General features: G+C 72.1%; 12 protein-coding genes. 7 read left to right on the top strand and 5 right to left on the bottom strand.

Annotated features, from left to right (window positions below; all coding sequences use genetic code 11):
* Positions 1 to 77: 77 nt before the first annotated feature.
* Both H7344_RS03260 and H7344_RS03255 read right to left on the bottom strand, forming a co-directional pair.
* The gene (locus tag H7344_RS03260) at positions 78 to 800 is read right to left on the bottom strand and encodes an FAD-binding oxidoreductase (protein WP_229706767.1); all 723 of its coding nucleotides are present in this window, start codon (positions 798 to 800) and stop codon (positions 78 to 80) included.
* Positions 797 to 1,408, bottom strand: a complete 612-nt coding sequence (locus H7344_RS03255; protein WP_186344543.1) for a sulfite oxidase-like oxidoreductase — start codon at positions 1,406 to 1,408, stop codon at positions 797 to 799. Before H7344_RS03255 ends, H7344_RS03260 begins: the two co-directional genes overlap by 4 nt.
* A gap of 127 nt (positions 1,409 to 1,535) precedes the next feature.
* On the opposite strand from H7344_RS03255, the gene H7344_RS03250 reads away from it, so the two are divergent.
* On the top strand, positions 1,536 to 1,886 hold the full coding sequence (locus H7344_RS03250; RefSeq protein WP_186344542.1) for a hypothetical protein: 351 nt from the start codon (positions 1,536 to 1,538) through the stop codon (positions 1,884 to 1,886).
* Between the two features lie 149 nt (positions 1,887 to 2,035).
* Positions 2,036 to 2,851: an SDR family NAD(P)-dependent oxidoreductase gene (locus H7344_RS03245; protein ID WP_186344541.1), complete on the top strand. Its 816-nt coding sequence runs from the start codon at positions 2,036 to 2,038 to the stop codon at positions 2,849 to 2,851.
* A gap of 27 nt (positions 2,852 to 2,878) precedes the next feature.
* On the opposite strand, the gene H7344_RS03240 is transcribed toward H7344_RS03245, so the two are convergent.
* Genes H7344_RS03240 through H7344_RS03230 form a run of 3 tightly spaced genes read right to left on the bottom strand, consistent with a single transcriptional unit; the run spans position 2,879 to position 5,700 of the window.
* The gene (locus H7344_RS03240) at positions 2,879 to 3,916 is read right to left on the bottom strand and encodes an SIS domain-containing protein (RefSeq protein ID WP_186344540.1); all 1,038 of its coding nucleotides are present in this window, start codon (positions 3,914 to 3,916) and stop codon (positions 2,879 to 2,881) included.
* A 25-nt stretch (positions 3,917 to 3,941) separates the two neighbouring features.
* Positions 3,942 to 4,943 (bottom strand): acetylxylan esterase, encoded by a 1,002-nt coding sequence (locus H7344_RS03235; RefSeq protein ID WP_186344539.1) that lies wholly within the window; start codon positions 4,941 to 4,943, stop codon positions 3,942 to 3,944.
* 4 nt (positions 4,944 to 4,947) lie between these two features.
* Positions 4,948 to 5,700 (bottom strand): FadR/GntR family transcriptional regulator, encoded by a 753-nt coding sequence (locus H7344_RS03230; protein WP_229706768.1) that lies wholly within the window; start codon positions 5,698 to 5,700, stop codon positions 4,948 to 4,950.
* Positions 5,701 to 5,796: 96 nt separating this feature from the next.
* Between H7344_RS03230 and H7344_RS03225 the strand changes: the two genes are divergently transcribed.
* From H7344_RS03225 to H7344_RS03205, 5 genes are all read left to right on the top strand, one after another.
* The gene (locus tag H7344_RS03225) at positions 5,797 to 7,395 is read left to right on the top strand and encodes an ABC transporter substrate-binding protein (protein ID WP_222130094.1); all 1,599 of its coding nucleotides are present in this window, start codon (positions 5,797 to 5,799) and stop codon (positions 7,393 to 7,395) included.
* 124 nt (positions 7,396 to 7,519) lie between these two features.
* The gene (locus tag H7344_RS03220) at positions 7,520 to 8,476 is read left to right on the top strand and encodes an ABC transporter permease (RefSeq protein ID WP_186344537.1); all 957 of its coding nucleotides are present in this window, start codon (positions 7,520 to 7,522) and stop codon (positions 8,474 to 8,476) included.
* The gene (locus tag H7344_RS03215; RefSeq protein WP_186344536.1) at positions 8,476 to 10,449 is read left to right on the top strand and encodes a dipeptide/oligopeptide/nickel ABC transporter permease/ATP-binding protein; all 1,974 of its coding nucleotides are present in this window, start codon (positions 8,476 to 8,478) and stop codon (positions 10,447 to 10,449) included. Before H7344_RS03220 ends, H7344_RS03215 begins: the two co-directional genes overlap by 1 nt.
* Positions 10,446 to 11,501, top strand: a complete 1,056-nt coding sequence (locus H7344_RS03210) for an oligopeptide/dipeptide ABC transporter ATP-binding protein (protein ID WP_186344535.1) — start codon at positions 10,446 to 10,448, stop codon at positions 11,499 to 11,501. Before H7344_RS03215 ends, H7344_RS03210 begins: the two co-directional genes overlap by 4 nt.
* The gene (locus tag H7344_RS03205; protein WP_229706769.1) at positions 11,498 to 12,430 is read left to right on the top strand and encodes a dihydrodipicolinate synthase family protein; all 933 of its coding nucleotides are present in this window, start codon (positions 11,498 to 11,500) and stop codon (positions 12,428 to 12,430) included. The genes H7344_RS03210 and H7344_RS03205 overlap by 4 nt, the downstream gene beginning before the upstream one ends.
* Positions 12,431 to 12,435: the final 5 nt, after the last annotated feature.

Here is a 12,435-nt window from a genome sequence, read left to right as displayed (position 1 = left end):
TCACCTTCCGTCGAGTGTCGGTCGGTGGTCCCTTGCCCGGCGGGAGGCTTCCGTGAACGGGGATGGGCGCTTCGGCCTCAGCCAGTCGCGCCGAACTGCTCCACGCGGATCGTCGTCGGGTCGACGCCGGCCTCGATCAGCAGGGGAGTGGCGAGCGCGACGAAGCGTGGCGACCCGCAGACGAAGGCCACCTCCGCGGCCGCCGCCAGCGGCGCCAGCTCGTCCACCGTCGCCACGCCGCGGGCACGGTCGCCGTCGTCGTGACGGGTGTAGGCGACCAGCGCTCCGGCGCGCGCCAGCTCGGCGGCGTACGGCAGGTGCTCGGGGGAGCGGCCCACCGCGGCGACCCGGAGCAGGTCGCGACGGCCGAGCCGGCGCGCGGTGCGGAGCATCGAGACCGCCGGCACGACGCCGGTGCCGCCGACCAGGCAGACCGCCGGGGTGCGGGTGTCCCAGCGGAACCAGCGGCCGATCGGCCCGCGCACCTCCAGCACGTCGCCGACCTCGGCGACGTCGGCCAGGTGCCCGGAGACCTCGCCGTCGGGGAAGCGCTCGACCAGCAGCTCGACCAGCGGGTCGTCGTCGTCCGAGGCGACCGAGTAGGAGCGTTGCGCGGTGTAGTCGTCGGGCGCGCGCAGCCGCACGACGTAGTGCTGCCCGGGGTCGTGATGCTGCCGGTCGTCGACGTGGAGCCGCAGCCGCACCTGGTCGGGCGTCGGCTGCTCCTTGGTGATGATCGTGCCGGTGGTCCAGGTCGTCTCGCGCGGGACGACGTCGTCGATGGACCGGTCCGCGCTCACGCGTCGCCCTGGTAGCGCTGCTCGCGCCACGGGTCGCCGCGGTCGTGGTAGCCGTTGCGCTCCCAGAAGCCCTGCTGGTCCTCCGCGAGCAGCTCCAGCCGCGAGACCCACTTGGCCGACTTCCAGAAGTAGAGGTGGGGGACCAGCAGCCGGGCCGGGCCGCCGTGCTCGGGCGTCAGCGGCTTGCCCTCGGCCTCCCACACCACCCACGCCTTGCCGCCGGTGACGTCCTCGAGCGGCAGGTTGGTCGTGTAGCCGGTGCTTGAGTGCGCCAGCACGAACCGCGCCTCCGGTCGCGGCCGCGCCGCCGCCAGCAGGTCGTCGACGCTGATCCCGCGGAAGACCATGTCCAGCTTGGTCCAGGTCGTCACGCAGTGGATGTCGCCGGAGTACGTCGCCGACGGCAGCCGGTGCGCCTCGTCCCACGTCCACGTGGTCGGCTCCTCGACGAGACCGTCGACGGTGATCGACCAGTCGGCCGGGTCGATCCGCGGCGTCGCCTCGGCAGTGAGCACCGGCCAGCCGCTACCGGTGTCGTACTGACCCGGCGGGATCCGCCCCTCCGGGCCCTGCGCGCGCTTGCGGAAGAAGCCTCGGGTCACGGGCACGGAGGTCCTCCTGGGGTCGATCGGCAGCTCACCTGCGAGTCTAGGGAACGCCCGGTGCACCTGTGTTGGCCGTCGATGGCCTACGGTCACCTCCGCAGGGTCGTCCCCGCTCGTCTCGGGAGGTGCAGTGGAGGACCTCGACGCCCAGCTCCGGCACGCGACCGGTGGCCGGTTGTCCTACGACGCCCGCGCGGGGGAGCTGCGGCTGCGCGCGGCCGCTGGTGAGGCGCGTGCTGGTGACCCGGCGGACCCGGCGGACCTGGTGGTGCGGGTCGGCAAGGAGGCCGTGCGCAACGCGATGCAGTCCGCGTTGCTGGCCGCCGAGTCGCCGAGTGTGCCTGACGGCGCGCTCGCCGCCGGCGCGCGCGCCCTGCTGGCGGCGTACGACCGGGAACCCGCCGTCGCCGAGCGGCTCCTGCGGCGCAGCGCTGCCCAGTTCGAGGGCACCGCCGCCGCCCGGCGCCGCCGGCGCGGCTGACCGTCGCGCGGAGCTCGGGTCCGGTCCTACCGGCCCGGTCGGCGCACGCGGTTGTGCGCGACGTCCGGCGGACGATCGGTGACATCCCGTGCCGGTGGTATAGCACGTTCTAGTTTTGGCAACGTCCGATGGAGTCTTGGGGGAGTCGCATGCAGCACCTGGCAGGTCGGGTCGCGGTCGTCACCGGTGCGGGCAGCGGGATCGGTCGGGTCACCAGCGAGCGGCTCGCCGCCCGCGGGTGCCACCTCGCGCTGGTCGACGTCAGCCCGGGCGGGATCCAGGAGACCGCCGAGTTGGTGCGACGGGCCGGCGTCACGGCGTCCACCCACGTGGCGGACGTGTCCGACGCCGACCGGGTGGGAGAGCTGCCCGATGAGGTGCTGGCCACGCACGGTGCGGTGCACGTGCTGGTCAACAACGCCGGCGTCACGTCCGCCGGGGCCTTCGCCGAGGAGCGGCTGGAGGATGTCCGGTGGATGGTCGGGGTCAACATGTGGGGCGTGGTGCACGGCTGCCACGCGTTCCTGCCGACGCTGCTGGAGCAGGACGAGGCGCACATCGTCAACGTCTCCAGCATGACCGGACTGCTGGGGCTGCCGCACAACGCGACGTACGCCCTGACGAAGGGTGCGGTGAAGTCGTTCACGGAGGGGCTGCGCGGCGAGCTGATCACCACGAACGTCGGCGTGAGCACGATCTTCCCCGGCACCCACCGCACCAACATCACCGGCAGCGCGCGCGGGGCCGAGGGGGAGCGGATCGCCAAGCTCGGGGCGTCGCGGGTGTCGAGGTTCATGCCGCCGCCCTCGCGCGTGGCCAAGGCGATCGTCAAGGCGATCGAGAAGGAGAAGCCGCGCATGGTCGTCGGACCCGACGCCCGAGTCCTCGACCTCGCCGCGCGTCTCGCCCCGGGCCGCACCGGCCTGGTCGGCCGCGCGACGTCGCGCCTCGCGGCGAAGCACTAGTGCCGACGCCGCGCGGGCCCGCCGGCCTCAGATGGTGCTGGTGACCTTCGCCAGTCCGCGCGGTGCGTCGGGATCGTGCTGCCGGGTCACGGCGAGCCGGTGGGCGAGCCGCTGGAGCGGGACGATCTCGACGATGGGGGACAGCTCCTCCGGGATGTCCGCCGGCAGTGGCACGACGGTGTGCACGTCGGGTACGCCGGCGGGATCCCCGATGACGGTCAGCTCGGCCCGCTGGGCGGCCAGGCGCTCGAGGGTGGGCGCCATGGCCCTGCCGCCGTCGCCGGGGCCCACCACGGCGAGCACCGGTCGGTCGGCGTCGACCAGTGCGAGCGGCCCGTGGAGCAGGTCCGCGCCCGAGAACGCCTGGGCGGCGACGTACGACGTCTCCATCAGCTTGAGTGCCGCTTCACGGGCCGTGGGGTAGGAGTAGCCGCGCGCGGTGCAGATGAGGCTCGGGGCGAAGCGGAGCCTGCTGGCCAGCCCGTCGATCCCGGGCGTGTCGAGGGCGGAGCCCACGTGGTCCGGCAGGCCGGCCGCGGTGCGACCGTCGCCGCCGCGCCAGTGGTCGACGAGCAGCCACAGGGCGAGCAGCTGGCTCGTGTAGGTCTTGGTGGCCGCGACCGCTCGCTCCGGCCCGGCCAGGACGTCCACCCCGAGCTCGGCCGCTGCGGCGAGGGGCGAGTCGGGAGCGTTGGTGACGGCGACCGTGAGAGCCCCGCAGGCGCGGGCGGTCTCGGTCGACCGGACCAGGTCCGGCGACCCGCCCGACTGGCTGACCGCGACCCACAGCACGTCGTTCAGGTGCGGGCGCGCGCCATAGACCGTGAGCGTCGAGGGGGACGCCAGGCCCACGGGCAGGCCGAGGGAGATCTCGATGAGGTACTTGGCGTAGAGCGCCGCGTGGTCGCTCGTCCCACGGGCGGCGAGGACCACGAAGCGCGGCCGAGCCTCGCGGATGCGGCGGGCGACCTCCCTGACCTGCGCGGTGTCGTGCAGGAGGCGGGAGAGGGCGGGGGGCTGCTCGGCGATCTCGCGAGCCATCTGCTCGCCGACGGGCGTGATCATGTCGTCTCCTGTGGTCGGCTCGGGGTCAGTTCGCGGCGCGGGCGGTGGGGACGGCGAGGTGGTCACGCAGCCACGCGATCGTCAGCTCGTCCTGGGGAATGCCGCCGCCCTCGTGCTCGTTGTAGGGGTAGATCTCGAGCCGGGTCGGACCGGCGTAGGCGTTGTGGGCGGCGTAGACCGTGGACGGCGGGCACACGTCGTCCATCAGCGCGACCGAGAACAGCGCGGGTGCACTGGCCCGGCCGGCGAAGTTGACACCGTCGAAGTAGTCGAGGGTCGCCAGCGCATCCTCGGCACGGGCGCGGTGCGTGCGCAGGAAGCGCAGCAGCTCGGCGTACGGCTCCGAGGCGGTCACGTCGACCGCACGGCTGTAGTGGCACAGGAACGGCACGTTGACCACGGCGGCACGGACACCGTCCGCGAGTGCCGCGGCGGCGAGGGCGATGCCGCCTCCCTGGCTGGTGCCCGCGACCGCCAGCCGCGCGGCGTCCACGCGGTCGAGCTGCGCGGCGCACTCGACCGCGCGGACGGCGTCGGCGAACACGCGGCGGTAGTAGTAGTCGGCGCGGTCGAGCACGCCCTTGGTCAGGAAGCCCTCGACGTGCGGGGAGCGGCTGCCGTCATGGTCGCCGGTCGCGCCGCCGCGCCGGGCGCGCGCTCCCTGGCCGCGCGTGTCCATCACCAGGGTCGCGAAGCCGGCCGCCGGCAGGCCGAGCCAGTCCAGCGGGCTCCCGGTTCCGTCGCCGTACCCGAGGAACTGCACCACGACCGGCAGCGGTCCAGCGACGACCGCGGGGGAGGGCCGCAGGAAGAGGCCATGGACGGGCTGACCGCCGTAGCCGGCGAACCAGACGTGGGAGGCCTCGACCGCGGTCAGTGCGAGCTCGTGGGTCTCGACCACCACGTCGAGCGGGTGGGCGGACGTCTCCGCGAGCGTGGCTGCCCAGAACTCGTCGAAGTCGGCCGGCTCGGGTCGCGGCGAACGGTAGGCGGTCAGCTCGTCGAGGGGCAGGTCGAACAGCGGCATCCGGTCAGTCCTCGCGTGCTCGGGCGATGTGGGCGGCGATGTTGGTCCGGATCGGCTGGTAGTGCGCTGCGATCGCCTCGCGCAGACCGACGGCATCCTCCGCGGCCACCCGCTCGGCGATCCGCAGGTGGGCGTCGGCGGTCTGCACCAGCTGTTCGGAACTGCTGCCCAAGCCCGGCGCCACGATCGCGTGCACGTCCCAGAATGCGCCGGTCAGCTGCAGCACCAGGTCGTTGTCCAGTGGGGCCATCAGGGCGAGGTGGAAGTCCCGGTCCAGGTCGATGATGTCCTCGCCGCGCTCCGCCCTGGTCCGCATGCCGGTGGCGAGCGCGTGGAGGCGGTCCCGCTGCTCGGGCGTGGAGGACGCGACGAGGGTCTCGGCGAACCCCTGCTCCAGCGTCGCCCGCACGTCCACCAGGTCCGCGATCAGTCGGTAGTCGTTGTCCCTGCTGAGAAATCCGCGGAAGGCCAGGCTCTCGACGAGTGCAGCCATCGACATCTTCCCGACGTAGGTTCCGTGGCCGTGGCGCACCTCGACGATGTCGAGGGCGGCGAGGACCTTGACGGCCTCGCGAACGCTCGAGCGGCTGGCCCCCAGCTCCTCGCACAGCTCGCCCTCGGTGGGCAGCAGGTCGCCGGGCCGCATCCGGTTGCGGATGATCAGCTGCTTGATCTGCTCGGCCACCTGCTCGCGCAGCGAGACGCCACGCGTGCGGGCCGAGCGTCCAGCCGAGATTGCTCCGTCGAGATCGACCACGATGCTTGACCCTTCCGTCGAACTCGTGTGAGGCTCACCCTAACGCATAAGACATCAGACGTCATAGGTCTGATGCCGAAACCCTTGGAGGTTCGTGTGAGCATCACCCGCAGGGCGGTCCGGTCCCGCCTTCGTTCCGCGAGCGGCGCCGCCGCAGCCGCACTCGTGTTGTCGCTGGGGCTGGCAGCCTGCGGCGGGCCGTCGTCCAGCAACGGGGGTGGTGGCACCGGCGGCAACACCATCGAGGCCACCCTGGCGTTCGCGCTCTCGAGCGGCTTCGACCCGGACAACGCCTCCAGCGCCGTCGCCACCGCCGCCAACCAGCACATCTTCGAGGGCCTGATCGATCTCGACCCGGTCACCCGCGAGCCGTACCTGGCGCTCGCCGGGTCGGAGCCGGAGGAGAGCGCCGATGGGCTCTCCTGGACGGTGCAGCTGCGAGACGGCGCGAAGTTCTCCGACGGCAGTGACGTGACGGCCGACGACGTCGCGCACTCGTTCATGCGGGTGATCGAGCCCGAGGATCCGGCTGCGCCTCCGCTGATGGCGGGTTTCGTCAACTTCATCAAGAAGGTCGAGGCGGTGGACGCCACCACGGTGGAGTTCACCCTGAAGAGCCCGTTCCCGCTGTTCGAGCAGCGCATCTCGGTGATCAAGGTCGTTCCGAAGGCGCTCACCGGTGACGCCGAGGCCTCCGAGAAGTTCGACACCGCCCCGATCGGGTCCGGCCCCTACCAGCTCGACAGCGCCTCGGAGACGGTGCTGAAGCTGAGCAAGAACGAGTACTACAACGGTCCGCGCCCGGCGAAGGCCGACGCGATGACGTGGAACACGAACACGGACGGCTCCGCCCGCATCGCCGACCTCCAGGGCGGCCGCGTCCAGGCCATCGAGGCCGTGCCGTACCTCAACGTCGACTCGCTCGGGGACGGCTTCGAGGTGGCGGAGAAGCAGGCCTTCAACCAGGCCTTCCTCATGTTCAACAACAGCGCAGCGCCGTTCGACGACAAGCGGGTCCGGCAGGCCCTGCACTACGCGCTGGACAAGGACAAGATCGTCGACACGGCGCTGAACGGCTTCGGCACGCCGGCGAGCTCCTACCTCGATGAGGGCAACCCGTCCTACCAGGAGGCCGCGACCGTCTACGGCTACGACCCGCAGAAGGCCGAGCAGCTGCTCGCCGAGGCCGGCGCCGAGGACCTGCAGTTCGAGCTCGTCACCACGGACGCCTCGTTCATCAAGGACATCGCCCCGCTCGTGATCGAGCAGTGGAAGCAGGTCGGCGTCACCGCCACGCTCAACACCGTGCCGTCCTCCGCCGTCTACGGCGAGCTGGTGCCCTCCGAGAAGTTCCGTGTCCTGCTGGCCTCCGGTGACCCGAGTGTGTTCGGCCCCGACCCCGACCTGCTGATGCGCTGGTTCTACTACGGGACGACCTGGCCCGAGGACCGGATGCGGTGGAGCTCCCCGAACCGGCAGAAGGTCGCCGACCTGCTCGACCGGGCCGCTGCGACCGACGACGAGAGCGCTCGCGACGAGCTGTGGAAGCAGGTGCTCGACATCGTCGCTGACGACGTCCCGCTCTACCCGATCCTGCACACCAAGGTCGTCACCGCCTACGACGGCGACGAGCTGAGCGACTTCGACGGCCCGGCCACCACCGGCCTGTACTTCCTCGACGCGTCCCGCTCGTGACCGGCTGATCCGGCGTGCCTGCCCCCGACCCCGGGGGCGGGCACGCCGCCGGTCGGCGGCCCTGCGACCGTCCGACGTCCCCCACCCGACTCCGCCCACCCGGCCCGGACCCACGAGGAGAGCCGTGCTCGCCGTCCTGAACCTCGTCGCCCGCCGCTTGCTCACCCTCGTGCCCCTGACGCTCGGCATCACCCTCTTCGTCTTCGTGGTCCTGCAGTTCTCGCCGTTCGACCCGGCGCTGTCGGTGCTCGGCGACCAGGCCTCGGCGGCCCAGATCGAGGCGTTCAAGGCCTCCCACGGGCTCGACGACCCCTTCGTGCTGCGCTACGTCCACTTCCTGGGCGACCTCGTGCAGGGCAACCTCGGCGTGACCTTCCCGCCCGCGGTCCCGGTCGCGGACCGGATCGGCGAGGCGCTGCCCCTGACCATCCAGCTCACCGCCCTGGGCGTGCTCGGCGCCCTGGTCATCGGGCTCGTCCTCGGCATCGTCGCCGCGCTGTACCGCGACCGCTGGCCGGACCAGGTCATCCGGTTCGTGTCGATGACGGGGATCGCGATGCCGTCCTTCTGGCTGGCTCTGCTCCTGATCCAGTACCTCGCCATCAACAACCGGGTGTTCCCGTCGGGCGGATACGTCAATCCGGGGGATTCCGTCGCTGGGTGGCTCGAGAGCCTGGCCCTGCCGGCGATCGCCCTCGCCGTCCCCGTGGGCAGCTCCCTGGCCCGCATCGTGCGGACCTCGATGGTCGAGGAGCTCGACCGTGACTACGTGCGCACCGCGATCGGCGCCGGCCTGCCGCCGTACGTCGTGGTCGGCCGCAACGTCCTGCGCAACGCGCTCGTCAACCCGCTGACCGTGCTCGGCGTCCGGATCGGCTACCTCATTGGCGGCACCGTGATCATCGAGGCGATCTTCTCGCTGCCGGGCATGGGGACGCTGATCATGACGGCCGTCCGCAACAACGACACCGCGCTCGCGCAAGGTGCCGTGCTCACCATCGCACTCGGCTTCGTCGTGGTGAACCTCGTCGTCGACATCCTCTACTACTTCGCCAACCCTCGACTGCGAGGAGGTCACTGATGCGGACCCTCGACCCCGCCACGCTGGCGGCGACCCTCTCCCGGCCGGGCGTCGCGTTCCGTCGACTCGGCCCCGCCTCGCGGGTGGCGCTCTGCTTCGTCGTCCTGATCGTGCTCGTCGGCCTCCTCGGCCCGCTGCTGCTCACCCACGACCCCGGCCGCACCGGCCTCGCGACGCCGACGACCGGCCCCTCGCGCGAGTACTGGTTCGGCGTGGACAAGCTCGGCCGCGACGTCTTCTCCCGCCTGCTGTCGGGCACCCGTCGTTCGTTGCAGGTCGGCTTCGGCGCGGCCGGCATCGCCCTGGTCCTCGGCGGGTTCCTCGGCGCCCTGGCCGGCACCGCGCGATCCGTGGTCGACGAGGTCGTCATGCGCTGCCTGGACGTCGTGATGGCGTTCCCGGCGATCGTGCTCTCGGCGCTGCTGATCGTCTCCTTCGGCAAGAACAACCTGACGGTCCTGATCTTGGCCATCGGGTTCGTGTTCACGCCGCCGGTCGCCCGCATCGTGCGCGCCAACGTGCTCTCGCAGTACGGCGAGGACTACGTGGCAGCGGAACGGATCATCGGCGCCCGGCGGCCGCACATCTTGTGGCGGCACGTGCTGCGGAACTGCGCCGCGCCGATCCTCGTCTACGTCACGGTCATGGTGGCCGACGCGATCGTCTTCGAGGCCTCACTCTCGTTCATCGGCGGCGGGCTCTCCCCGCAGGAGGCAGCCTCGTCGTGGGGCTCGGTGATCGCCTTCGGCAAGGAGATGATCCAGTTCGGCGGCTGGTGGGCGACGTTCTTCCCGGGCCTGCTGATCCTGCTCACGGTGCTCGCGCTCAACGTGCTCTCCGAGGGCATCTCGGACGCGTGGGCCGCTCCTGCGGCCCGGCGAGGGACGCAGGTCGCCCCAGCAGGGGACCGACTGGAGGTCGCGGCACCCGGCAGCGGCGTCGCGGTCGACCTGCCCAGACTCGCCGAGGCCGCCCGGCGGCTCGGCGCCCGCAGCCGGCCGGTCCCCGCCGGTGACCCGATCCTCGTGCTCGACGACGTCTCGATCGCGTTCGCACGCGCCCACGGCGGTGTCGACGTCGTCCGAGGCATGTCCTTCGACGTGCGGCCAGGCGAGGTGCTCGGCCTCGTCGGTGAGTCCGGCTCAGGCAAGTCGCTGACCACGCTGGCGGTGATGGGTCTGCTGCCCGCCGGCTCGCGCCTGCGGGGCAGCATCCGGTTCGACGGCCGCGAGATCGCGGCGCTGTCGCCGACGAAGCGGCGCCCGCTGCTGGGCCGGGACATCGCGATGATCTACCAGGACGCTCTCTCGGCGCTGAACCCGTCGTTGAAGATCGGCGTCCAGCTGCACCAGTTGGTCAAGCGGGGCGGACGCCGCTCTGCCGAGGAGCTGATGCAGCTGGTCGGCCTCGACCCGGCGCGCACCCTCGCGGCGTACCCACACGAGCTGTCGGGCGGCCAACGGCAGCGTGTGGTCATCGCCATGGCACTCTCCCGCGACCCCCGGCTGGTCATCGCCGACGAGCCCACCACCGCGCTCGACGTGACCGTCCAGGCTCAGGTCATGGAGCTGCTGCTGCGGCTGCAGGACGAGCTGAACTTCGCCCTGATCCTCGTCAGCCACGACCTGGCGCTGGTCAGCGACGTCGCCCACCGCGTGGTCGTCATGTACGGCGGCCAGGTGGTCGAGAGCGGGCCGACAGCGGCGGTCATCGGCGCGCCGGCGCACCACTACGCACGCGGCCTCCTCGGTTCCGTGCTGAGTCTGGAGACCGGTGCCGAGCGGCTCACCCAGATCCCGGGCGTGGTGCCCTCGCCGGCGGACTTCCCGCGCGGCTGCCGGTTCAGCGACCGCTGCCCGATGGCCACCACCGTGTGCCACGACGTGGCCCCTGCGCTCGAGGGGGGAGCGGGCCACCGGTTCGCCTGCCACCACCCCGTCCTCGTCCCGACCCTGACGGAGGTCGCCCGATGAACGAGACCGTCGCCGAGCTCCGGGACGTGCACGTGGTGCACCGCATCTCGGGAGGCCGGCTGTTCGAGAGGCAGCGGGTCCACGCGCTCACCGGGGCGGACCTGGCCATCGCACGTGGCGAGACCGTCGGCATCGTCGGGGAGTCCGGCTGTGGCAAGTCGACGCTCGCCAAGGTGCTGGTCGGCCTGCAGCGGCCCACCAGCGGCCAGGTCCTGGTCGCGGACACCGACGTGTGGACGATGAGTCCGGCGCAGCGTCGCGAGCACATCGGTGCCGGCGTGGGCATGGTCTTCCAGGACCCGTCGACCTCGCTCAACCGGCGCATGGCGATCCGCAGGATCCTCAGGGACCCGCTGGACGTGCACCGCCGCGGGACGGTCGCCCAGCGCGAGGAGCGGGTCCGCGAGCTGATGGCGCTCGTCGGCCTGCCCCGGTCGGTCGCCGACGCGCTGCCCAGCCAGCTCTCGGGCGGGCAGCGCCAGCGCGTGTCGATCGCCCGGGCGCTGGCCCTCGAGCCGGGCCTGCTCATCGCCGACGAACCGACCAGCGCGCTCGACGTCTCGGTGCGGGCCCAGATCCTGAACCTGCTGATGGACCTGCAGGACCGGCTCGACCTCGCGATGGTCTTCGTCTCCCACGACATCCAGACCGTCAAGCGGGTCAGCGACCGGATCGTGACGATGTACCTCGGCCGGATCGTCGAGCAAGCGCCGGCACGCGTCATGCCCGAGGGGGCGGCCCACCCCTATACCCGTGCGCTGTTCTCCGCGACGCCCGGGCTGCTCTCTCCGCTGGACCCGATCCCACTGGTCGGACCGGTGCCCTCGGCGACCCGGCCCCCCAGCGGGTGTCCGTTCCGGACCCGCTGCTGGCGCGCCGACGACCTCTGCGCGGAGACCATGCCGCCGTTCGGGACCGGCGCGTCCGGCACGACCCACGTCCTCCGATGCCACCACCCGGTGCCGTCGGGCACCAGCGACGCCGAGCTGGTCGACATGGCCCGGCGCGCCACCCACACCCCCACCCCGTTGCACGTCGAGGAGCACGCGTGATCAGTCCCACCCGCCCGTACGCCGGAGTCGTCCCGCCGGTCCTCACCCCGCTCACCGCTGACGGCGAGGTCGACGTGCCCTCGCTGGAGCGGCTCGTCGCGCACCTGCTGGACGCCGGGTGCCACGGGCTGTTCCCGCTGGGCAGCTCGGGCGAGACGGTCTACCTCACCGACGCGCAGCGCGACCTCGCCCTCGAGGTCGTCGTCAAGACGACGGCCGGCGCCGTGCCCGTGATCGCCGGATGCATCGAGCCGACCACCGCGCGCGTGCTCGGCCGGACCAGGGCGGCCGAATTCCTGGGGGCAGACGCGGTGGTCGTGACGGCGCCGTTCTACACGCTGGTCGGACCACACGAGGTCGAGCGGCACTTCCGCGCAGTGGCCGAGCGCACCGCGCTCGACGTCCTGGCCTACGACATCCCGGCATGTGTGCACACCAAGCTGCCGGTCGAGCTGCAACTGCGGCTCGCCGTCGACGGCGTCCTGGCAGGGGTCAAGGACTCCAGCGGGGACGACGTCGCGTTTCGCCAGCTGCTGGTCGCGGTCGCCGAGCAGGGACTGGAGTACGCCGCCCTGACCGGTCACGAGGTCGTCGTCGACGGGATGCTGCTGGCCGGTGCGGACGGCTCGGTGCCGGGCCTCGGCAACGTCGACCCGGCCGGTTACGTGCGACTGCACGCCGCTGCAGCAGCGGGGGACTGGACCACCGCCAGGGCCGAGCAGGACCGTCTCGTCCAGCTCTTCCGCGTCGTCGACGCCGCCGACCCCCGCACGACCCATGGGAGCACCCGCGGTGTCGGCGGGTTCAAGACGGCGCTCGCGCTCCTCGGGGTCATCGAGACCAACACCGTGTCCCTGCCGATGCGTTCGCTCGACGCCGAGGAGACCGCCCGGGTGCGCGCGGTCCTCGAGTCGACGGGACTGCTCTGACCGCG

It is taken from the genome of Nocardioides deserti, from assembly GCF_014266025.1.
In the GTDB taxonomy this organism is placed as follows: domain Bacteria; phylum Actinomycetota; class Actinomycetes; order Propionibacteriales; family Nocardioidaceae; genus Nocardioides; species Nocardioides deserti.
Note: the sequence above shows the minus strand (reverse complement) of the source record. Positions and strands in the feature narration are given on the sequence as shown.